This is a genomic window from Rhizobium sp. No.120, from assembly GCF_054558365.1.
Genome location: NZ_BAAJNQ010000001.1, coordinates 1,116,202 through 1,138,386, shown reverse-complemented (window position 1 = coordinate 1,138,386; position 22,185 = coordinate 1,116,202). Strand labels below are relative to the sequence as shown.

The following is a 22,185-nucleotide window of genomic DNA, read 5'->3' as shown; positions in this document are numbered from 1 at the left end:
GATAGATTATGGAACTATTTCCAATCTCTCTCAGGTAAGGAAAACCGAATTTTCTTTTTGTTTCAGACTGTTGCGATGTCCAGAGCGCTGATCTCAGCCCTTATCGCAATGGCCCTAATAATCAGAATCATCCCGCTATCTCAACTCGCCTTGATGCGGATCACCTTGGCAGTAATCTTCTCGGCCAATGTCATCGGATTGCATGCGAAAATGCTGTCGGGCCGCCCGGCAGCGCACCAGACTTGATCGTAAGTCAAAAGGTTCTCGTCCATAAAGACAGGCAGATCGACGAGATGGCCGATCGGTGCGACGCCGCCGATCGCAAAGCCGGTCTCGTCGCGGACGCGATCGATATCAGCACGCTTCAGCCGAACGCCGTAAGCCGCTGCAATATAAGCGGTGTCCGCATTATGCGCGCCGGAAACAATAAGCAGCGTCAGCGCATGGGTGTCGGCATTGACGAAGACCAGAGATTTCACGATCTGGCCCACGGCACATCCTGCGGCCTTGGCAGCTTCTTCCGCGGTCCGCGTCGATTGCTCCATGCGCTTGATCGAGATGTCTAGCCCCAGCATGCGCGCCGCAAGTTCGACGCGTTCCAAGCTGGAAATCTTCTTGATATCTTCGCTCATAGATCGGCGTCCTCCACGTCGAGTTCGATCTGCATCTGATCGTAGGCCGGCTCGACATGATCGGGCGTTTCAGCCAGCACGGTTTCATAATCGAGCGGCGTATGCATGTGGGTCAAGATGGCATGTTTCGGCGTCAGGCGTTCGATCCATTCGAGCGATTGCTCCAATGAGAGATGGCTTGGATGCGGCCGATACTGCAATGCATCGATGATCAAGATGTCGAGGTTTTGAACCTTTTCTATCGATTCTGGCGGGAAGTCGCTGATATCGCTGCAATAAGCGAGTTTGCCGATACGGAAACCCAGGGAATGGATATCACCGTGTATCTGCTTATGCGGCCAGAAGCGGATCGGACCGCCTGCCCCTTCGATCACAAAACTTGTCTCAAGGCTCTCAATCAGCACCGGGCGCACGATCGGCGGATAGCTGCTCCCGGCTGGCGTTTCCAGGCAGTAGCGGAAGCCTTCGCGAATACGATCCATCGTCGGCGGATCGGCATAGATCGGGATGCGCTCGTTCGAAATATGGAAATAGCCGCGCAGATCATCGATGCCGTGAATATGGTCGGCGTGCGCATGCGTATAGAGCACGGCATCGATGGAGCTGACCCCAGCATGGATCATCTGCTCGCGGAAATCCGGACCGGTATCGATAACGACGGTGGTAATGCCGCCATCCGGTGCGATCTGCTCGACAAGAAAGGCAGCGCGGGTGCGGCGGTTTTTTGCGTTTTTCGGGTCGCAGGCGCCCCAATCGCCGGTAATACGCGGAACGCCCGGCGACGATGAACAGCCCAAAATGGTGAAGCGCCGCCGGTATGTCACGACGTCAGACCCTCGTCATCTTGGAGAAGCAGCGGAAGGCGTTTTCCGTGGTGATGTCGGCGATCTCGTCCATGCTGACGCCGATCGTGTCGGCCAGCACCTCGGCCGTGTTGACGACATAGGACGGTTCGTTACGCTTGCCGCGCCAGCGCTTCGGCGCGAGATAAGGCGCGTCGGTCTCGACCAGCAGCCGGTCGTGCGGGATTGTCTTGGCGATCTCACGCAGCTCTTCCGATTTCGGGAAGGTCAGGATGCCGGAGAAGGAGATATAGCCGCCAAGCTCCACGCCGGTCTGGGCAAGGGTAGGGCCGGCGGAGAAGCAGTGGAGGATAAAGGGGAAAGCCCCCTTCCCTGTTTCCTCCGTCAGGATCGCGGCCATATCCTCATCGGCGCTGCGGCTGTGAATGACGAGCGGCAGCTGTGTTTCGCGCGCAGCAGCGATATGGCGCAGGAAGCCGGTCTTCTGGTCTTCAGGCTTGACGGTATCGTAGAAGTAATCGAGACCCGCCTCACCGATCGCCACGATCTTCTCGTGCTGATTTGCTAACCGCACGAGATCTTCCGTCTGGATGTCCAACTCCTGGTCGGCGCTGTTCGGATGGGTGCCGACAGAACAAAAAACCGACGGATAACGCTCGGTCAGCGCAAGCAATCCGTCGAGCTTCCTGACCTTTGTCGAAATGGTGACCATCTGCTTGACGCCCATCTCGTGAGCGCGCGCGACGATTGCGTCGCGCTCCTCTTCGAAATCGGCAAAATCCAGATGGCAATGCGTATCGATCAGCATGGAAAACCTTATTCGGCGGTCGGCGCGACATAGCGCGGGAAGACCGGCTTCGGGGCTTCCAGCGGCGTTCCGGCAACGAGGCGACCTGCCTCGCCGAGTGCTGCAAAATCACGCTTGTCGGCAGGGATTGCAATGAGATCCAGCAGTTTCCCAGAGGATTCCGGCATGAAGGGCTGCAGCAGAATGCCGATCTGGCGCACGACGTCGGCCGTGACATAGAGCACAGTCGCCATGCGCGCCGGGTCGGTCTTCTTCAGCGCCCAGGGTTCCTGGCTCGCGAAATAGCGGTCGGTTTCGGAAACCACTGCGATGATGGAAGCGAGAGCGCGATGGATCAGCTGCTTGCCCATGTCTTCGCGAGTCGAGGCAAGCAACGCGTCGGCCTGAGCCAAAAGCGCCTTGTCTTCGTCGGTCAGCGGACCGCATTCCGGAATTTGCCCGTCACAGTTCTTGACAATCATCGACAGCGAGCGGCTGGCAAGGTTGCCAATGCCATTGGCGAGATCGGAATTGATGCGCGTGCCGATCGCTTCTTCGCTGTAGCTGCCATCCTGGCCGAAGGAGACTTCGCGCAGAAAGAAATAGCGCACCTGATCAAGGCCGAAATGGTTCACCAAATTGACCGGATCGACGACGTTGCCGAGCGATTTCGACATCTTCTCGCCCTTGTTGAGCAGGAAGCCGTGGGCATAAACGCGCTTCGGCAGCGGCAGCTTCGCCGACATCAGGAAGGCCGGCCAATAGACGGCGTGGAAGCGGATGATGTCCTTGCCGATAATATGAAGATCGGCAGGCCAGTATTTCGCCCGCGGATTGTTGCGGTCTTCGATATAGCCGGTCGCCGTGATGTAGTTCGTCAGAGCGTCGACCCAGACATACATGACGTGCGACGGGTCGTTCGGCACCTTGATGCCCCAGTCGAAGGTCGTGCGAGAGATCGACAGATCCTTGAGGCCGGACTTCACGAAAGAGATCACTTCGTTGCGACGCTCGGCCGGACCGATGAAATCCGGATTTTCCTCATAGTGCTTCAGCAGCCGGTCCTGGTATTCGGAGAGCTTGAAGAAGTAGCTTGCCTCCTCTACCCATTCGACCGGCGTGCCCTGAGGCCCGTAGCGTACGCCGTCGGCGCGCAGCTCGGTTTCGTTCTCTTGGTAATAGGCTTCGTCGCGGACCGAATACCAGCCGGCATAGGAATCTTTGTAGATGTCGCCAGCATCGGCCATCAGGTTCCAGATATTCTGCGATGTCGTGTGGTGGCGCGGCTGCGTCGTGCGGATGAAGTCGTCGTTCGACGCATTCAGCAGCTTGCCCATCGCCTGGAATTCATCGGAATTGCGATTGGCGAGCTGCTGCGGTTCCATGCCTTCGGCCCGCGCTGTCTGCTGCATCTTCTGGCCATGCTCGTCCGTACCCGTCAGGAAGAAGACATCGCGGCCATCGAGGCGCTGGAATCGGGCCAACGCATCGGTGGCGATCAGCTCATAGGCATGGCCGATATGCGGCTTGCCGTTAGGATAGGCGATCGCGGTGGTGATGTAGAACGGAGTTTTTTCGGTCATGTGAGGCAGTGGCCCGCTTTTACTGTTACGTCGCAGTTATTCTTGCTCCGCTCGCTTTAGCGCATGTTTGCCATGAGCGAAACACCAAGTTTCGCGCGCGCAGCATTCGGAACTTCAGGATGGCGCTTTGCTTGACTCGGCTCCGCCTCGCCTTTACCCACTGCGGGCAAGTAGAACGCAGGACAGACATGGCCGTGGATTTCGTCGTTTTATGTATTGGTCTGCCTAACGGCTTCAAGAGGCCGTGAATTTGAGTTTGATCAATTCCTTTCAACCGCTCTATTCCTTTTCCGGCTTTTTCGTCGGCATGCTTGTAGGCATTACAGGGGTGGGCGGCGGTTCGCTGATGACCCCCCTGCTCGTGCTTCTCTTCGGCGTCCATCCAGCAACGGCCGTTGGTACGGATCTACTCTATGCCGCAATCACCAAGACGGCTGGAACGGCCGTGCACGGCATGCATGGACGCGTCAATTGGAAGGTTGTGAGCCTTCTAGCGTCAGGCAGCGTTCCGGCAGCGCTCGCCATGCTCTGGATCATGACCGGCGTCAATCGCGAGAGCCCCGCCGTTGCCCATGCCATCACCCTGTCATTGGGCTGCCTTTTGCTTTTGACGGCGCTGATGCTGATTTTTCGAGGCCAGATCATCGAAGTCATCCGCAAATGGCGCGGCGAGCGCGGCATGATATCGCCGCGCAACATTGCTCTCTTGACAGTCATCCTCGGCCTGATGCTCGGGATTCTCGTCACGATGACCTCGGTCGGCGCGGGCGCGCTCGGTGTCACCGTCCTGCTTGTGCTCTATCCGCAAACGGATGTCCGCGAAATTGTCGGCTCCGATATCGTCCATGCCGTGCCGCTGACCTTGATCGGCGGCATGGGCTATTGGTTCATCGGCGAGATCAACTGGACGATGCTGTTCGCCCTATTGCTGGGATCAATTCCGGGTATCGTCGCCGGCAGCCTGCTCGCCCCTCGCCTGCACGAGCGCTCCGTGCGCATCATCCTTGCCGTGACGCTCGCAATCGTTGCCTGGAAGCTGATCTTTCCCTAGGTGGCGCTGAACTTGATGCCGAATTTGGAAGTGGATGGGAAACACGTTCACTGTGAAACGTGTGCCGTAGCCAAAGGCTATTGATCGGCTTATAAGAAGTAATGAAGCTGATTTTGCCAAAAAATGGATGATCAAGGCCTTTCCCTGGATCGGATGCGGACCTTCGTCCGGGTTGTCGAACGCGGTAGTTTGTCGGCCGCCGCGCGAGAACTTGGCCTCGGTCAATCGACGGTAACCCGCCATATCAACGAGTTGGAGGAAGCCGTCGGCGTCCCTCTTCTCGGAAGAACCACACGCCGCGTCACGCTCACCGAGGAAGGCAGCCGCTACTATGCGAACTGCCTGCAGATTCTGCGCCTTGTCGATCAGGCAACCGAAGAAGCAAGAAATGCGCGGCGGTCGCCGGCAGGCGCCGTTCGCCTCTCCTGCACTGCCGCTCTCGGCGTCATGCATGTCACGCGGATGATTTTCGATTTTCAGAACCGATATCCGGAGATCAGGATAGATCTCAATCTCACGGATGAGCGCATCGATCTTGCTCGGGAGGGGATTGATATCGCTCTGCGTCTAGGGCCGATCGCAGATGACGCCATGAAGCTCGTTTCCATCGGAAAAAGCCATCGAAGGCTCGTGGGTTCGCCAGATTATTTTCGCCGCAAGGGGCGGCCCACATGTCCCGCCGATCTCTCGCAGCATGATAGTGTGGTAATGTCCAACATTGCCGGAAGCGATCAGCTTATTCTGTTTGATCCGAATGGGATGCGTTTGGTGGTTCCGGTGAGCGGAATGCTGCGGGTCGATCACGGCCTCGCTGCTCGAGCTGCTCTCGCGGCCGGCCGCGGCATCGGTCCCGCTCACCTCTGGCTGGTTCAGGATCTGCTGGACGCCGGTACGCTCGAAGTTCTGTTCGACGACTACGACCTTGATGCGGTTCCCCTCAGCCTGCTCGTTGTTCCAGAACGAGCAGGCGTCGCTCGCGTAAGGCTACTGGTCGATTTTCTCGTCACGGAGTTAAAGAAGATGCCGGGCATCGCTGCTGACTGAGAGATAAGCAATCGGCCTCAAAGTCCGAACGCTCGCTTTTCACCGCGCCAGCCTGTGGTTCGCAAAAATTGTTCCCAGTTCAACGTCTCTGGATCTAAGCGGCGACTCCAGCCGAGATCATGTTCTCCACTGAAATAGCTATATTCGACGGCATATTCGACCATCCCTAAAGTCTCGCGGACGAGCAGCTCGTTGGCGGCGAAATCCGGAAAATACCGCAGGAGGCCGTCCCTGGAAAAGGCATTCCGATATTCGGCTTTCAGACCCGTTACGCGCCGGAAGGTATCGACCATTTCACGCGGTGAAATGACATCGCCAACGATCGGAAGCGTCTTTCCGTTGTAGCGTTCGGGATGGGAAAAGATTTCTAGGACGACAGGACCCGTGGCCGTCAACGGATCGACGAAAGGCGCGGCGAAGTCTTCCGGCAGATAGATTGCCAATAGGAGCGTGTCGCCATCATACCGAGGAACATAATATTCGAGCAGGTTGGTGTAGAAGAACGCGAGCATGACGAAGGAGTGCGAGACAGGGAGTCCGCGGATATAATCGGCAACCTTCGCCTTGTCGGTGAAGTGTGGCGCATACTTCGTTCCGCCTGTGATCTTTTCGACATTCTCCAGCGTGCTGAAGACTACGTGGCCGACACCGGCCTCCACGGCGGCATCGGCCAATTGCCGGCCAAGCGGCGCCTCGCTCCTGTCCGGCGGCGCAATGGGAGGTGTCATCAAGAAGGCGCCGGAAGCACCTTCGAAAGCACACACGAGTTCCTTTGTCCGGCCGAGTTCGAGCGGCACCGTTACGACTTCCGCCCCTAACGCCTGCAGCGCGCGAGCTGTGGGCGAATCCTTGGCTCGAGTAAGCGCACGGACGCGGAAGCGTTGACTTTGAAGCAGCGTCGTCGCCACGCTCCGACCTTGTTTGCTGGTCGCCCCGGCAATTGCGATCAACGGTTTATCATCTAGTGTCATGGTTAGTCTCCAATCCAATTCCGCAGCCGAAGAGCAGCGGCACCTTCACATGAGACCGATCACTTCAACTGCGATACGGTCCGTCTAACCATGAAGGTAGGAGACCGGATCGCAGCGCACTACACGCTGGCAATGAATTACATTATGCCGTTTTTTGGATATATCGCTTTTGATAATCCGCAGCATCTCTCTCGCCGCAAAACTGAGGAGTGCGGCAAGTTTTCATTTCCGGAAATTCCATGGGAAGCTACGCCGAAAGCTGCTGTTTGAGCTCGCCGAGAATGGTAATCAGGGTCTGCTTACGATCGAGATTATAGGCTTGCGATACGTTCAGCCGCTCTGTCGTCTCGGAATGCAAGCGGGCCAGCCTTTCGGCCGTCGAAATCGAGCCCTCAAGCGCCGCAGCGCGCGCGCGCTCGATGATGTCGTCGCCGATATGCGACAGGAAGAAGCCGAAGATCGTGTCGCTATCCTTGCCGGAAAGCGCGTCGGCGAGGCGGTGCATTGCCTTGCGGGCCGCAGGTCCATCTGCCGAAAGCACCTGCCGATACGCTTCGATGATCTCGCCGCCGCCGTAGTTCAAAAGCTTGAGCGCCTCGCTGACACTTCCCTTGGCAGCGGAGAGCAATTCCCCCCCCTGCCCGGCCGGTACGCCAAGATTTTCGAGCGCCATGCGCAAGGCGTCATTGCCGAGCGGCGCGAGCTTCAAAGGCAGGCAGCGCGAGCGAATCGTCGGCAGAAGCCGCCCCGGCGCATGCGATAGAACGAGAAACAGAGCGCGCTTCGGCGGCTCCTCGAGGATCTTCAGGATCGCATTGGCCGCACTGCGGTTGAGATCGTCGGCGGGATCGATGATGACGATCCGCCAATTGCCCGTACCCGAGGTCTGCGAAAAGAACTTTCCGGCACGCCGCACCTCGTCCACGGTGATCGCGGATTTCATCTTGCCCGTCTTGTCGTCGACCGGCCGGCTCAAATGCAATAGATTATGCGATGCCCCGCCAGAAATCTGCCTGGAGACGACCGATGCCGGATCGGGATCGCCGATCGTCTCCGGTGCGGACGCCGGATCGGGATGGGAGAGGACATGATTGGCGAAACGAAAGGCAAGCGTCGCCTTGCCGATGCCCTCAGGCCCTTCGATCAGCAAGGCGTGGTGACCCTTGCCGGAGCGATAGGATTGCGCAAGGAAGGCTTCGGCTTCTTCATGGCCGAAGAGCTTCGCATTGTCTTGCGGAGGAATAGCGCCGTCGAGGACGCCCGGACGTTCATCGCTCATTGCGCCGCTTCCGATCCTGCGGCGATATTGGCTGCACCGAGCCGCTTGTCGACGATCCCGGCGATTTCAGCGGCGATCTCGTTTTCCGGCTTCTGAGCATCGATGACGTAACAACGCTCGGGCTCTCGAGCGGCAATGTCGAGGAACGCCTCGCGGCGCTTCTCGTGGGTCTGCATCTCTTCCTTCTCGAAGCGATCGGGTGCGGCCGCGGCGGAGGCGCGCTTGCGCGCACGCTCGAGACCGACTTCGGCAGGAATGTCGAGGATTAGCGTGCAATGCGGAATAACGCCGTTGACGGCGACCCTCTGCAGAGCTTCGATATAATCGGGCTCGAGGTTGCCGGTCACACCCTGATAGACGCGCGAGGAATCCATGAACCGGTCGCAAAGCACGATAGCGCCGCGCGCGAGCGCCGGACGAATGACATCTTCGACATGATCGTTGCGGGCAGCAGCAAAGAGAATGGCCTCCATGCGCGTGCCAAACATTTCAGCGGCACCCGAAAGCAGGACATGCCGCACCGCCTCCGCGCCCGGCGATCCGCCGGGCTCGCGTGTGACAAGCACCTCGTGGCCACGCTCGCGCAACCGTTCAGCCAGGTAACGAATCTGGGTGGATTTTCCAGCCCCCTCGCCGCCTTCGAAGCTTACGAATAATCCGTTTGCATCAGCCAATGATCATGTCCTGCACTTTTCGCGTGCCGTCAGTCGGCACGCGATACGCTCTTGTTTAACCCAAGACATGTCCAGGTGGAACTATGCATGTCCTGGTGTCCGCCACTCTATGTGGGGTGTAAACAGAGATTTGGCGAGCTTTTGGGCCTATTCAGGTTGGCAAAGGCTTGTCCCACAACCAGGAGAACAGCAGCGACTCGGTCAACTCCATCAGAGCATCGAATGCGCGGCGGCCCAATGTGCCCTGTCCGACCGATTCCTTCGTATAAAGCGGCAGCTCGCGTAGCAGACGCGCGCCTAGGAAGACGCGGAGAGTTCCCGCTTCGTAATCCGCAGCAACCGGCGCCGTCAGGGGCCAGCGATAGACGATGCGGGCTGATAGCCGATCCGGCGTGTCCACAGGCACGTAGACATCGACGGGTATCTTAGCACGCAGGCCGACAGTTGATGCGGCGCCGCCATAGACGCTGGCATCGCCGATTACCTCGCCTTCGGCAAAGATGCGTTGGCTCTTGAAATTGCTAAGCCCCCATTCGAGGACGCGTCGCGTTTCCTCGATGCGCTCTTTGTCGCTCTTCAGCCCGCCGAGTGCCAGGAACAGCCGGCGTCCATCACGCTGAATGGAGGCGACGATAGAAAAGCCCTCACCGTCGGCAAAACCCAGCCCCAGACCGTCAACGCCGATATTGAGCAAAAGCATCGGGTTTTTGTTGCGCTGATAGATCTTGTTCCAGGTGAAGTCGGCCTGCGCGAAATATTTGTAGAGATCCGGGTGCTTCTCCTGCAGGTCCTGCGCCAGCATGACCATTTCCCGCGCGGACACCTTGCCGCCGGTATTGGGATCATTGGCATCCGGCAGACCGGTGGAATTGGTGAAGGTAGACCGAGACATGCCGATCTCTCTTGCGCGTGCCGTCATGCGACGCGCAAATTCGCGTTCGCTGATCGACATACCCTCTGCCAGAACGATGCAGGCGTCATTTGCCTGCTGCACGGCAATACCCTGGAGCAGATCGCCGACGCGGATGCGCGATTTTAGCGCGGCGAACATGGTCGAGGCACGCGAGGGAGCGCCGCCCGTTCGCCAGGCATTCTCCGAGACGGTATATTCGGTGTCGAGGTTGATCTCCCCTCGCCCGATCGCATCGAAAACAACATCCAATGTCATGAGCTTCGCAAGCGACGCCGGCGAAATCAGCTGATCCTCGTTTTTGGCAAGCAGGATAGTGCCGGTCGAGGCCTCGATCATGAACGCCTGCGCAGCTTTCGTATCGAAAGCGCCTGGGGTCGCCGGCTGCGCAAAAGCAGCCGCATTGCCGATCTCAAGGAGAAAAAGGAACAAAAGAATCAAGCGCTTTGGCATATCGTCCCCTTCATCCGATCACCGGCACGATTATTTTAGTGACCGGTTAAGATTCAGGCAATGATGCCGATCAATCGACCTGCGTCATACCCTGATGCTGGCGGCGATAGGACGAGAGAATCGATTCCTGCGTGAGACCGTCGTTGCGAACCATGACGGCATCAAAAGCGAGATCGACATAAACTGTTTTGATCGGCGCTTCCTGATAGCCGGCAACCATGGAGCCAAGGGACTGGTCCTTCTGGCTTGCCAGACGCGGAGAGAAATCCGGCCGCTCGCGGGGGATCGGGCCGATCCGCGGAAGCAAGATCATGGTCGGGTCCGCCGCCTCCACCGCAGGCATCGCTCCGCCATTCCACATCATTGGTGGCGGGTCGTTGCGCTTGGTGGCGTTGTAACCGCCGTCCGGGGTCGAGCCGGCGAAAGCCGTCGAAGAATATGGCGACTGTCGTGGGATGGGTGCGATCGCCGGCGCGGCATCAAAGCTCCGCACCTGACGGCTGGCGCGCGTCGGTGTTGGCGTATACGAATCCGGCAGCTGATCGGCAGTCATACGACCAGCGGAAGCAACCATCACGCCGGTTGCGATCTGACCGCCAGGATTGATGCCTGGCAGACGTGAGCCCTTCGGAATATAAGAGGCCATCAGATAGGGCTCGTCGTGACCATCCATCCGGGCGCGGCCGACATATTGCACGCGCACATTGCCTGTGCCGCTATGCTGAAGGTCAAGCATCTGTGCCGTCTTATTCGAAAGGTCGATGATGCGGCCGGGATGGTAGGGGCCGCGATCATTGACGCGAACGATGATGGAGGAGCCGGTCTCGACGTTGGTAACGCGGGCATAGCTTGGCAGCGGAAAAGTCGGATGGGCGGCGGTCAGCGACTGCTGGTCGTAGACTTCGCCGTTGGCGGTCAGGCGGCCATGAAAGGCAGAACCGTACCAGGACGCGATGCCGACCTTGTTATAGCCGAAATCTTCCTTCGGATAGTACCATTTGCCTTTTACCTGATAGGGATTGCCGACCATGAAACGGCCGCCGCCCTTCGGCACCGGGCCGTTATTGACGACGCGAGGGCTCGCCTTCACGCCATATTCCTTCTCGGAGAAATATTCCTTGCCGTGCTTGCGTGTCGAAGTAACCTTCTGAGACGTTCCGCAGGCCGTGATGGTTGCGCACATCAGTGAGAGAGCAAACCAACGCATGGCCGTTGTGTATGTCACCGCACGATTTTCGAATGTCATCTGTCCCAAGCCGCTACTCATTACTTTGACGGAGGTCTGCTACCGGTAGGTCCCTCGCTCCGGTATTCTGCTACGCTCCAATCACCTAACGGTGCTTTAATCATGATTGCAGTTTGTCCATTTTGCGATGCAAATTGAACGCACCGAAGAATTTCCGAAGATCATGGTTAATGCTCAGTAAAGCGCTACCGGCTGCAAGTAGTGTCGATCACGCCTATCCCGCTCCGGTAATGATCTGTTTTCCGGTCGCCATCAGTCGTTCAGGATTGGAACAGATGCACTCGGTTTGGGATTGCGCTGGACAGTTTTGGCGCAGGTCTTTCAAGTGCTTGTATCAAAGCGCAGCAGTAGTTCGTGATAGATATCGCCTACTCCAACGTCCCGATAACGTGCTTCAGCTTGTCGGGGTTGCGGGTGCAATAGATGGCGACGACTTTTTCCCGCTCGATCTGCAGCGCAGTGGTCTGCACGACGTTGCCACCCTCCATCGTCACGAAGCCGGACAAGCCGTCGATGATCGCGTAATGGATCAGTTGCGAGGGCTGCTCGCGAAAAATTCTCGCCAGCTGCTCATGAAGCCGCATGGTGGCAGAAAGCCCGATATGCGGTCGCTGCGATGTCGGCACCTTGCCGCCACCGTCGGCGTAGACAACGACATCCTCCGAAAGCAAGGCCTGAAGAGCAGCCATGTCGCCCGTTCTCGACGCCGTGAAGAAAGCCGTGGCAAGCTTGAGCCCCGCTTCCTTGTCGATGGCGAAACGTGGCCGGGCCTCGGTGACATGCGCCCGCGCCCGGCTGGCAAGCTTACGGCAAGCGGTCGCCTCGCGACCAATTGCCGAGGAGATCTCATCGAAATCCATGCCGAACACGTCATGCAGGAGAAAGGCGGCCCGCTCTAGCGGTGAAAGACGCTCCAGCGCCAGCATTAGCGGCATGGTTATATCGTCAGCAGCATCGCCGTCCTCCGGGTCAAAAATCGGCTCCGGCAACCAGGAGCCCACATAGGATTCCCGGCGACGACGCGCCGATTTCAACTCGTTGAGGCAAAGCCGGGTGACGATAGTCCGCAGGAATGCCGCCGGTTCGCGGACCGCAGTGCGATCAGTTGCCAGCCAGCGCAGCCAACTATCCTGCACGATATCCTCGGCATCCGCGACCGATCCGAGCATTCTGTAGGCGAGCCTGACAAGGCGCGGACGCAGCGAGGAGAAGATCGGGTCGGACAGCGTCTCATTCATTGGCCGCAAACTCGCGTGCAAATGGATTGGCATCGCGGCCACGGGTGAACTGTAGCGCCGTCAGCGCGACTCGCCGGCCAAGATGGCGGGCTGTCGCGAGATCGGATGCCGGTGGCGCCGTCTCCGGGCCTTCGTCCGTATTCGCCTGCGCTGCGGCGCCAAGCCAGAAGCCGAGGCGATTCATGTCTTCTTCCGAGCCCGTCGAAGAGCAATTGGCCGGCGGCAAATCGAGACCGACCCAATGCATTCCGTGCTGGGCTGCAAAAATCACCATCTGAATCAGAGCCGAAAGCTTGTCGCCGGATCGTGACCCCGAGGTGGTGAAGCCGGCTGCGATCTTGTCCCTCCACAAATAACCCCTCGCAAGAACAGTGTTCGACGTCGCCTCCTGGAATGCTTTGAATGACGCGGAAACTGCGCCCATATAGGTCGGCGAGCCAAAGATGATCGCCTGAGCCGCATTGAGATCATCCCAATGGCGCTCCACTCTGTCCACGGTCAACAGTATCGCCTCCGCGCCATCAACCTCTTCGACCCCTGCCCTGACAGCCTCGGCCTGCCGGCCGGTATGCCCATAGCCGCTATGATAAACGATTGCGATGCGCTGGCGGATCATTTGTCATCTCCTTCGAATTTGGCTTTGCGAAGGACATGACAAGGCATGGGCACGGATTGTGACATGCCGCGATCTTACGGGAGCGCAAAAATTGTAGAAGCCCATTGGCGGAAGAGGTGGGATTCGAACCCACGGTACGGTTTCCCGCACGCCGGTTTTCAAGACCGGTTCCTTAAACCACTCGGACACTCTTCCATCTATTTGATGTTAAAGGGCTCTTCCGTTTAACATCAAGGATTGAAATGGTCGCTCGCTACGCGCTTTGCAACTATTTCGTTTTCTGACTTGCGCTTATAGCGACTTGCAACGCCGCGTCAACTTTGTTCGGCAGCATCGGCCTGCATTCCTGGCATCACATCCGAATAGCAAAGGCCTCCGCCCAACTGGATAACCTCATCATGCAATTGATCTTCTGCGTTCATGTGTGCCCCCGGATTGCAGAATTCCGGCAGGCTCGTAATCCACGGTCAAACAAAGCAACCAAGCGTTGACGCCTGCGGCGCACATTCTTCATTGGCGTAATCGCGAAGAACCTTTGTCCAGGGAAATCGCAGTAACACTCCTATACATTCTGCGCCATTTCTGTTTGAAATACGAACAGAGTGCCGGGAGGGGAGATCATGGAATCTCCAAATTCATCATTTTACTTGATGAGCGCTGACGAAAGACAGAGATTCATTCGTCGTGTCATGAAAATATTGCTGCCTATATTTGGGGTCATGACGATTTTCGGGCTTATAGCTCTCTTTGTGCTTCAGTAGATTCGTTAAGCGCTGGGCAAACTCACGTTGTGTCGACCATGTGTCATGACGACTTTTGAGGGCCACGAGGAAAACGGAATATACTCATCAAGCAAGAAGCTTGCGGGCTGTCTCTGATCTGAGAGGGGCTTTATCCGGATTGGGTGGAGAACAGCGCCTCGGAATGGCTGGCGGCGGATTATGGCTCTGCCTCGTCATGAGGCAGAGCTGAGAGCCTTGCGGCGCCTCATGCGAAACTTCGATTGGGGGCGCCAGTTTCGCACGGCGCTCCGTACAATTGGTACCTGACGGTGGCCTGAAGGATTGGCAACTTGATCTCACATCCGAAAATACTGCCAGCGCGGAACGCGCGCGAGGCACTCTCCAGCGCGAGGTTCCAACATGAATAGGCATAAAAAATAAGGTGGCCGGCCACTGGAAGGGCCGGCCACCTTCGCCAGGTCAGGGGTCAAATCTGACTGAAGCAAGCTATTAATAAGTCATGCTTAGTTTTTGTCAATTGTCAGCGCGCCGGACCAAGCACTTGATGTTCGGCGCCGTGTTGATGGCTTCGGCTATCCGAGATAGTTTCCTCCCATGACTTCTGATGATCATTCCCTGGCTCTCGGCATCAAACCCCTCGCCCGCTCTGCTCTTACCGCTTTTTTCAGCCGTGATGCCATCGTGGTCGCGTCTGATCTGATCGGGATGCGTTTCACCGTTGCGGGGGTGGGTGGCCGAATCGTCGAGACGGAGGCCTATAGGCCAGATGACGAGGCCTCCCATGCATATCGCGGTCCGACGCCGCGCAATGCGGCCATGTTCGGACCGGCCGGCCATGTCTATGTCTACCGCTCCTACGGCATTCACTGGTGTCTGAATTTCGTTTGCACTAAGGGGAGTGCCGTGCTCATCCGGGCGATCGAGCCGGAGAACGGCATAGAAGACATGATCCGGCGGCGGGGACTGGCCGACATGATCTCGCTCTGCAACGGGCCGGGCAAGCTTTCGCAGGCGCTTTCCATCGATATAAGTCTCGACGGCCGCTCGCTGGATGCGGCGCCATTTTCGTTGTCTCGGGCGGACCCGATACCGATCGTCTCGGGCAAGCGAATTGGCATCACGAAGAATGTCGATCCGCTCTGGCGCTTCGGTGCAGCCGGCTCGCGCTTTGTCAGCCGCCGTTTTCCGTGATCGAACAAAAACGGCCGCCGGGGTGGTGCCCGGCAGCCGCTGAGCCACGCAGTGAAACTGGAAAGGCTGCGTAGCTATTCCATCGCGACGCTATGGTCGACCGCCGGCGGTGCCTTCGGCTTGCGCAAGAGCACCAGCAGCGGCATGGCGAAGATCGACATCAGCATCAGCAGTTTGAAATCGTCCATATAGGCGATGATGGTCGCCTGGGTCGTGATCATCCCATCGAGCGTCGCACGACCGACTGCAGTCACCGGGCTCACTCCCTGCGCGGCAGTCTCCCCGAAGTACCGGTTGAATGGCGTGACATAGGCGGCAATGTTGGCATGGTTGACCTGCGTATTCTCGGTAATAAGCATGGAGACGACCGAGATTCCGACGCTAGAGCCGATATTGCGGGAGAGATTGTAGAGACCCGTCCCCTCGCCGCGCATCTGCGCTGGCAGCGTCGCAAAGGCGATCGTCGTCAAGGGCACAAAGAGGAAGCCGAGGCCAGCACCCTGGACGAAGCCGACTGAAATCAGCGTCCATTGCGACACATCCGGCGTCCAGCCCGTCATGTCGTACATGGCCCAGGCCGTCAGCGCGAGCCCGATGAACAGCAGCCAGCGTGTGTCGACCTTGCCGATCAGTCGTCCCACCAGGAACATGCAGAACATGGTGCCTAGGCCGCGTGGCCCCATGACGATACCGGCCGTGACGACCGGATAGCCCATCAATGTCTGCAGATAGGGCGTCATCAGCGCCAGCGAAGCCAGATAGGTCACGCCGACAATGAAGATGAACAGGATGCTGACGGCGAAGTTCTGGTCCATGAAGAGCCGTGGATTGACGAAACTTCGCTCGGCCGTGAACATGTGCACCAGGAAGAGATAGAAGGCGCTGACGCAGACGAGCGCCTCAATGATGATTTCGCTCGAATAGAACCAGTCGAGCTGCTCGCCGCGGTCGAGGAACAGCTGCAGGCCGGCAATCGCGATCGAAAGCATGCTGAAGCCGAACCAATCCAGCTTGGCCAGTGCGTCGAGCTTCGTTTCCGTCACGTAGACGACGATGCCGAAGAAGGCGAGCGCGCCGATCGGCACATTGATATAGAACACCCAGCGCCAGCTGATATTGTCGGTCAGCCAGCCGCCGATGACGGGACCTAGCACCGGCCCGACCATGACCGAGACGCCGAACAGCGCCATGGCACGTCCGCGTTCCTCGACATTATAAATATCGAGCAGTATGCCCTGTGACAGCGGCACCAGCGAGGCGCCGAACAACCCTTGCAGCAGGCGGAAACCAACGATCTGCACCAGCGATTCAGACAGGCCACACAAAACGGAAGCGGCGACGAAGCCGGCGATCGCCACCAGCAAGACCCGCTTGCGGCCGAATTTCGCCGAGAGGAAGCCGGAGGGCGGCGTCATGATCGCCGCGGCGACAATGTATGACGTCAGGACCCAGTTGATCTGGTCGGCGCTGGCGGAAACGTCGCCCTGGATATGTGGCAGGGCGACGTTGGCGATAGTGGTGTCCAGCGCCTGCATGATGACGGACAGGATGACGCAGGCGGTGATTGCGCCGCGATTGGCGACGGGTGCCGCCGGCGAAGAAGTGGTCGCGTTACTCATGATCCTGACCGCGGGAATGGCCCAGCAGGTTGATAACGAAATCAGGCAGACCGCGCGCATGGCCGGTGTCGACATCGGCGACGACACTCATGCCGACGCGCAGCGGCGGCTTGCTTGCGGTGTCGTCGATATTGATGATCATCGGGATGCGCTGCACGACCTTCACCCAGTTGCCGGTCGTGTTCTGCGCCGGCAGAAGCGAGAAGCTTGAGCCAGATGCCGGCGAAATACTGGCGACCGTGCCCTTCCACGTCACACCCGGATAGGCATCGACGGAGATATCGACCTTCTGGCTCGGGCGGACATAGGTCAGCTCGGTTTCCTTCGGGCTGGCATTGATCCACATATGCGTGGTCGAAACCAACGAAAAGCCCGGTTGGGAGGCGGTCAGATAGGCGCCGACCTGCAGGGAGGGAACGTTGGCGGTCACTCCGTCAAATGGAGCCCTCACCACGGTATCGTCAAGTTCACGTTGCGCATTGTCGACTGCGGCCTTGGCCTGCAGATAAAGCGGATTCTGCTCCGGAGGCAGATCGGCAGCACCTTCACCGCCCAACTGGGCGAGGGTCGCGGCGGCCGTGGCTTTTGCGACCAATACTTTCTGCTGCGCGGCTTCGAGATTGTGCCTCGCCTGATCAAGCGCTGCCTTCGAGGCGACCGAATTGGTGATCAGGTTCTGCTGGCGGTCCAATTCCGTCTGATAGTACGGGATGTCGGCCTGTGCCTGGGCAATTTCCGCTAGCGACTGTTTGTAGCTCGCCTGCAGGTTCAGGATCTGGTTCCTGGCATTGCCGAGCTGCGCTTTCGCGCCGTCGAGTGCGATCCGGAACGAATCGGGCTTCAAGCGGAAGAGCACCTGCCCTTTCTTCACCACTTCGTTTTCATGCACGTCGACCGAGATTACGGTGCCGGAAACGTCCGTGGAAACACCGACCATATCGGCCTGGATATAGGCATTGTCCGTAGACATGACCTGGCCACCGGTGACGTAGTAGTAGCCGCCGATGACAAGCGCGACGGGAAGCAGCGCAAACAGGACCGGTCGCGTCATGCTACGGCGCTTGCGCGGCGTCTCCGGGGGCGCTGCCGGTGCGGCGGGCGCAGTCGCCGAAGGCTGAGGCGCCGGGTTGGAGGATGGGGCCTCGGCGACGGAAGCTTGATTTTGTTCGGAGGAGTTTGCGTTCGCGGGTACGCGAAGTGGGGAGGATGCTTCAGCCATGTTGTAACTCTTTGTCGACTGCCTTTGAACGGCAGGCGCTGACCAGGTTCGATTTCATAAGGGTAAGCAATTCATAGAGGCGCTCTTGATCTTCCTGGGAGGCGCCTTCGAGCGCTTCCCTGCGTGTCAGGTCGCCCATACCGCGCATCGTGTCCATCAATGGTCGGGCTTCGTCGCGCATGTAGAGCAGCCAGCTTCTTCGATCGTTCGGATGCTGCCGACGCTCCACCAGACCGCGTTCACTGAGCTTGTCGAGGATGCGAACCAGGGTGATCGGTTCGATTTCCAGCATTTCGGCCAGGCCGGCTTGGTGAATGCCTTCGTTGTTCGCGAGGTAGGCAAGCGTCTGCCATTGCGAACGCGTCAGGCCCAGATCTTTTGCGCGCTGCTCGAATCGCTTCCGAAGAAGACGAGCCACATCATGGAGAAGAAAGCCGAGAGTAGGTGTCAAAGTCATCTATAAGAAGCCTGCTATTCATAAGCAACCTTATAATGATTGCTACGTATAGTAAGCGCGCATGTGATACAAGGGGGATGTGATCAACAAATGGCGATGGGTTGAATATGTCGCGGGCTGTATCGCAAGATGGTGACAGCCTTGCGTTGGCGTTTTATGCATCTCCATGAATGAGACGGCAGCAAAGGGCTGGTGGCATTGAATCAAAAAGGCGCAGCTCTGGTCTGCGCCTTTGAACTTTCGGAAATTGTGAGAGCCACCTCAAGCTAGCGGCGATTCAGCAGGCCAATGAGATAGCCGAGCCCCGCTGCAGCAGCGATCATGAAAATCGGCTCCTCGCGGACACGCTCGCGCAGTTGCTCCGTAAGTTCCTGGGCTTCTTCCGTGACGATAGACTTCGCTCCCTGCCCCACGGCGGCCACGCTCTGCGATAGCTTTGCCAGATCTTCGCGCAATGCTGCGACCTGTGCGGCAAGATCTTCCATTGCCGTTTCCGTCTGCGCCCGCGCCGAAGACGACGGAGTGGAAGCTGATTTCATCTCTGCCATCGGATGCTCCTTATGTTTCCTCGATGCTAGAACGCTGCTGCCTGTCAAAGGTTCCGGCACGGCTGTACCTCATCAGGCGATTTCCCTAGTGGCTCTTCAATTCCGGTTCGGATTGTTCTAAGGAACTCCGATTGTTTCGCCTGTGGGTGAAGACTTTATCATGACGAGGTTTGCTTTCCGATGTTCGACGTGCTGAGAAAAATCGCCCAGACCTGGGTTGCCAAGGGTTTGTTGCTTCTTCTTGCGGCAGCCTTCGGCGTGTGGGGCGTCGAGCGGTCCCTCATCACCGGCGGTGGTAGCAATACCGTTGTCACGGTCGGCGATCAGCACATCGATACCAACGAGTTCCGCCTCGCCTATCGCCGCCAAATGCAGGCGATCAGCCAGCAGCTGCGGATGCAGATCACGCCGGAGCAGGCTCGCGCTTTCGGTATTGGGCAGCAGACGGTGGCGCAGCTCGTCGCCGGCGCTTCGCTCGATCAGCTTGCCGCCGACATGAATCTCGGACTTTCCCAGGACCGTCTCGCTAAGCTCATCGGCGATGATCCAGCTTTCAAGGCTGCGAATGGCTCCTTCGATCGGCAAAAGTTCGATATGCTTCTGCGCAACAGCAACATATCGCCCGATGATTACATCAAGGAACGCAGCAAGGTCGCAATCCGCGGCCAGATCGTCGAGGCCGTATCGAACGGCTTTACCGCACCGACAGTCCTTGTCGACGCCGTCAAACAATATCACAACGAGACGCGCAGCATCGATTATCTGTTGCTGACCAACGCCAATATCGATCCCGTCAAGGCCCCGGCCGACGACGTGCTGCAGAAGTGGTTCGACGGCGTGAAGTCGAAGTACCGCGCGCCCGAATATCGCAAGTTTGCCTTCGTGAAGTTGCAGGCCGAGGATATCGCCGATACCGCGAGTGTTACGGATGACGAGGTGCACGCGCAGTTCGACAAGCGCAAGGACAGCTTCACCACACCGGGAACGCGCACCATCGAGCAGCTGACCTTCGCCAACAAGGATCTCGCCAATGCCGCGGCCGATGCACTGAAGACCGGGACCACCTTCGATCAGCTCGTCTCCGACCAGGGCAAGAAGCCGTCCGACGTGCTGCTCGGTACCTTCACCAAGGATCAGGTTCCGGACAAAACCGTTGCCGAAGCAGCCTTTGCCGTTTCCAAGGAAGGCGGCACCACCCCTGTCGTAGACGGTTCGTTCGGTCCGGTCATTCTGCGCGTCACCAATGTGAAGAACGAAACGGCGAAGAATTTCGACGAGGTCAAGGAAGAAATCCGCAAGCAAATTGCGCTCAGCAACGCTGCCAATGAGATCACCAGCGTCCACGACAAGTTCGAAGACCTGCGTGGCTCCGGCGCATCGCTGCAGGAGGCGGCTTCGCAGCTCAAGCTGAAACTCGTCACCATCGATGCGATCGATCAGACAGGTCTCGATCAGAACGGCAACGAGATCAAGGACCTGCCGGCCCGCCAGCAGCTACTTTCGGAAGTCTTCAAGGCCGATCAGGGCGGCAACCCCGCTCCGCTGACAGTCGGCAATAACGGCTATATATGGTACGACGTGATGAACATCACGCCCGATCACGATCGCCCGCTTGCGGAAGTGCGTGAAAAGGCCGCCGCCGATTGGACTGCCGAACAGCAGAAGATCGCGCTCGCCGCTAAGGCGGCTGAGCTGAAGCTGGCAGCGCAGAAGGGCAAATCGCTTGCCGATATCGCTGCCCCGCTCGGGATTGCTGTCGAAAACAAGACCGGCATTACGCGCTCGACCGATGATCCCGTACTGGGCCGCGGCGGTGTCGCAGCCGCCTTCTCCGGTCCCGTCGATACGGCAGCAAGCGCCGTCGGCGCCGATGACACCACGCAGATCCTCCTCAAGGTGACCGATGTCAACGATACCCCGACGACCGATGCTCTGAGCAACGACGATCAGCAGGTCGCCCAGATTGCCAACGCCGCAGGCGATGACATCCTCGACCAGATGGTCAGCCAGCTGCAGTCCAAATACACCGTCACGGTCAACCAGAACCTCGCCGAACAGGCGATGTCGCGCTAGGCCCGTTCGGGAGGATGGATAGTCGATGAGCGAATTAAAGCCTTTCCTCGCCAAGGTCGCCAATCGTGAGGCGCTGACGCGGGACGAAGCCAGGCAGGCTTTCGAAATCCTGATGTCGGGCGAGGCCACGCCGTCGCAGATCGGCGCATTCCTGATGGCCTTGCGCGTACGCGGCGAAACCGTCGACGAAATCGTCGGCGCCGTGACCACGATGCGCGCCAAGATGCTGCCGGTGAAAGCCCCGGCCGATGCCATCGATATCGTTGGGACAGGCGGCGACGGCGTCGGAACCTACAATATCTCGACGCTGGCGGCGTTCATCGTCGCCGGTGCCGGCGTGCCCGTCGCCAAGCACGGCAATCGCGCCCAGAGCTCCAAGGCCGGCACCGCCGACACGCAATCCGTATTGGGCATCAAGCTCGATATCGGGCCGGAGACCATCGCCCGCTGCATTCGGGAAGCCGGCATCGGCTTCATGTTCGCGCAGCTGCACCACTCGTCCATGCGCCATGTCGGCCCTTCACGCGTCGAACTCGGCACGCGGACGATCTTCAATCTGCTTGGGCCTCTCTCCAACCCCGCTGGCGCCCGTCGCCAGCTGCTCGGCGTCTTCGCGCCGCAATGGGTATTGCCGCTGGCCGAGGTGCTGAAGGATCTGAATGCTGAGAGCGTTTGGGTCGTGCACGGCGACGGTCTGGACGAGATCACCACAACCGGTAAGACCTCCGTCGCGGCTCTCGAAAACGGTAAGATCCGTACCTTCGAGCTCACGCCATCGGATTTCGGCCTGCCGCATGCCCGGCTTGAGGACATAAAGGGTGGCGATGGTGTTGCCAATGCCGCTGCCCTTCGTGCCGTGCTCGCCGGCGAAAAGAACGCCTATCGCGATATCGCCCTTGCCAATGCTGCGGCCTCGCTGGTCATTGCCGGCAGGGCTGAAACGCTGCATGATGGCATGAAACTCGCGGCCTATTCGCTCGATAGCGGCGCCACCGCCGTAGCATTGGAAAAGCTGGTTGCCATTTCCAATGAAGAAGGACAGGACTAG

20 protein-coding genes and 1 tRNA gene are annotated in these 22,185 nt (G+C 58.6%); 5 read left to right on the top strand and 16 right to left on the bottom strand.

All coding sequences use genetic code 11. The features are described 5' to 3' along the window. Positions 1-140 precede the first annotated feature (140 nt). From ACYJRZ_RS05670 to metG, 4 genes are read right to left on the bottom strand one after another with little or no spacing between them, the layout of a single operon-like run. A complete protein-coding gene (locus ACYJRZ_RS05670) occupies positions 141-632 on the bottom strand; it encodes a YbaK/EbsC family protein (RefSeq protein ID WP_459456872.1) in 492 nt (163 codons plus the stop codon). Next, on the bottom strand, positions 629-1,456 hold the full coding sequence (locus ACYJRZ_RS05665; RefSeq protein WP_459456870.1) for an MBL fold metallo-hydrolase: 828 nt from the start codon (positions 1,454-1,456) through the stop codon (positions 629-631). The genes ACYJRZ_RS05670 and ACYJRZ_RS05665 overlap by 4 nt, the downstream gene beginning before the upstream one ends. 4 nt (positions 1,457-1,460) lie before the next feature. Next, on the bottom strand, positions 1,461-2,243 hold the full coding sequence (locus tag ACYJRZ_RS05660) for a TatD family hydrolase (RefSeq protein ID WP_459456868.1): 783 nt from the start codon (positions 2,241-2,243) through the stop codon (positions 1,461-1,463). Positions 2,244-2,251: 8 nt separating this feature from the next. Further along, positions 2,252-3,805: a methionine--tRNA ligase gene (metG, locus tag ACYJRZ_RS05655; protein WP_459456866.1), complete on the bottom strand. Its 1,554-nt coding sequence runs from the start codon at positions 3,803-3,805 to the stop codon at positions 2,252-2,254. Between the two features lie 307 nt (positions 3,806-4,112). On the opposite strand from metG, the gene ACYJRZ_RS05650 reads away from it, so the two are divergent. Continuing rightward, on the top strand, positions 4,113-4,856 hold the full coding sequence (locus ACYJRZ_RS05650) for a sulfite exporter TauE/SafE family protein (RefSeq protein WP_459456973.1): 744 nt from the start codon (positions 4,113-4,115) through the stop codon (positions 4,854-4,856). Positions 4,857-4,979: 123 nt separating this feature from the next. Then, positions 4,980-5,900, top strand: coding sequence for a LysR family transcriptional regulator (locus tag ACYJRZ_RS05645; protein WP_459456864.1), 921 nt, complete (start codon positions 4,980-4,982; stop codon positions 5,898-5,900). Positions 5,901-5,917: 17 nt separating this feature from the next. Here ACYJRZ_RS05645 and ACYJRZ_RS05640 read toward each other — a convergent pair whose 3' ends face one another. The 8 genes from ACYJRZ_RS05640 to ACYJRZ_RS05605 form a co-directional block, all read right to left on the bottom strand. Continuing rightward, positions 5,918-6,871: an NmrA/HSCARG family protein gene (locus tag ACYJRZ_RS05640; protein WP_459456862.1), complete on the bottom strand. Its 954-nt coding sequence runs from the start codon at positions 6,869-6,871 to the stop codon at positions 5,918-5,920. A gap of 247 nt (positions 6,872-7,118) precedes the next feature. Beyond that, positions 7,119-8,150 (bottom strand): DNA polymerase III subunit delta', encoded by a 1,032-nt coding sequence (locus ACYJRZ_RS05635; protein WP_459456860.1) that lies wholly within the window; start codon positions 8,148-8,150, stop codon positions 7,119-7,121. Further along, positions 8,147-8,824, bottom strand: coding sequence for a dTMP kinase (gene tmk, locus ACYJRZ_RS05630; RefSeq protein ID WP_459456858.1), 678 nt, complete (start codon positions 8,822-8,824; stop codon positions 8,147-8,149). The genes ACYJRZ_RS05635 and tmk overlap by 4 nt, the downstream gene beginning before the upstream one ends. A 151-nt stretch (positions 8,825-8,975) precedes the next feature. Then, the gene (locus tag ACYJRZ_RS05625; RefSeq protein WP_459456856.1) at positions 8,976-10,187 is read right to left on the bottom strand and encodes a D-alanyl-D-alanine carboxypeptidase family protein; all 1,212 of its coding nucleotides are present in this window, start codon (positions 10,185-10,187) and stop codon (positions 8,976-8,978) included. A 70-nt stretch (positions 10,188-10,257) separates the two neighbouring features. Then, positions 10,258-11,433 (bottom strand): septal ring lytic transglycosylase RlpA family protein, encoded by a 1,176-nt coding sequence (locus ACYJRZ_RS05620; protein WP_459456854.1) that lies wholly within the window; start codon positions 11,431-11,433, stop codon positions 10,258-10,260. A 368-nt stretch (positions 11,434-11,801) separates the two neighbouring features. Next, positions 11,802-12,671: a sigma-70 family RNA polymerase sigma factor gene (locus tag ACYJRZ_RS05615; RefSeq protein ID WP_459456852.1), complete on the bottom strand. Its 870-nt coding sequence runs from the start codon at positions 12,669-12,671 to the stop codon at positions 11,802-11,804. Then, a complete protein-coding gene (locus ACYJRZ_RS05610) occupies positions 12,664-13,287 on the bottom strand; it encodes a flavodoxin family protein (RefSeq protein ID WP_459456850.1) in 624 nt (207 codons plus the stop codon). Before ACYJRZ_RS05610 ends, ACYJRZ_RS05615 begins: the two co-directional genes overlap by 8 nt. A 105-nt stretch (positions 13,288-13,392) precedes the next feature. Then, positions 13,393-13,482, bottom strand: a tRNA-Ser gene (locus tag ACYJRZ_RS05605). 1,142 nt (positions 13,483-14,624) lie between these two features. Between ACYJRZ_RS05605 and ACYJRZ_RS05600 the strand changes: the two genes are divergently transcribed. Next, positions 14,625-15,221 (top strand): DNA-3-methyladenine glycosylase, encoded by a 597-nt coding sequence (locus ACYJRZ_RS05600; protein ID WP_459456848.1) that lies wholly within the window; start codon positions 14,625-14,627, stop codon positions 15,219-15,221. A gap of 74 nt (positions 15,222-15,295) precedes the next feature. Here the strand turns inward: ACYJRZ_RS05600 and ACYJRZ_RS05595 are convergent, their stop codons facing one another. The 4 genes from ACYJRZ_RS05595 to ACYJRZ_RS05580 all read right to left on the bottom strand — a co-directional run bounded on the left by ACYJRZ_RS05595 (position 15,296) and on the right by ACYJRZ_RS05580 (position 19,064). Further along, a complete protein-coding gene (locus ACYJRZ_RS05595) occupies positions 15,296-16,840 on the bottom strand; it encodes a DHA2 family efflux MFS transporter permease subunit (protein ID WP_459456846.1) in 1,545 nt (514 codons plus the stop codon). Then, complete coding sequence (locus ACYJRZ_RS05590; protein ID WP_459456844.1) at positions 16,833-18,059, bottom strand: HlyD family secretion protein; 1,227 nt, start codon at positions 18,057-18,059, stop codon at positions 16,833-16,835. The genes ACYJRZ_RS05595 and ACYJRZ_RS05590 overlap by 8 nt, the downstream gene beginning before the upstream one ends. Continuing rightward, a complete protein-coding gene (locus ACYJRZ_RS05585; RefSeq protein ID WP_459456842.1) occupies positions 18,052-18,516 on the bottom strand; it encodes a MarR family winged helix-turn-helix transcriptional regulator in 465 nt (154 codons plus the stop codon). The genes ACYJRZ_RS05590 and ACYJRZ_RS05585 overlap by 8 nt, the downstream gene beginning before the upstream one ends. A gap of 266 nt (positions 18,517-18,782) precedes the next feature. Continuing rightward, a complete protein-coding gene (locus tag ACYJRZ_RS05580; protein WP_459456840.1) occupies positions 18,783-19,064 on the bottom strand; it encodes a hypothetical protein in 282 nt (93 codons plus the stop codon). 180 nt (positions 19,065-19,244) lie between these two features. Between ACYJRZ_RS05580 and ACYJRZ_RS05575 the strand changes: the two genes are divergently transcribed. Beyond that, entirely contained in the window at positions 19,245-21,137 is a 1,893-nt protein-coding gene (locus ACYJRZ_RS05575; protein WP_459456838.1) for a peptidylprolyl isomerase, read from the top strand. 25 nt (positions 21,138-21,162) lie between these two features. Beyond that, positions 21,163-22,185 carry an anthranilate phosphoribosyltransferase gene (gene trpD, locus ACYJRZ_RS05570; RefSeq protein WP_459456836.1) on the top strand — a complete coding sequence of 341 codons (1,023 nt, stop codon included), beginning with the start codon at positions 21,163-21,165 and terminating at the stop codon, positions 22,183-22,185.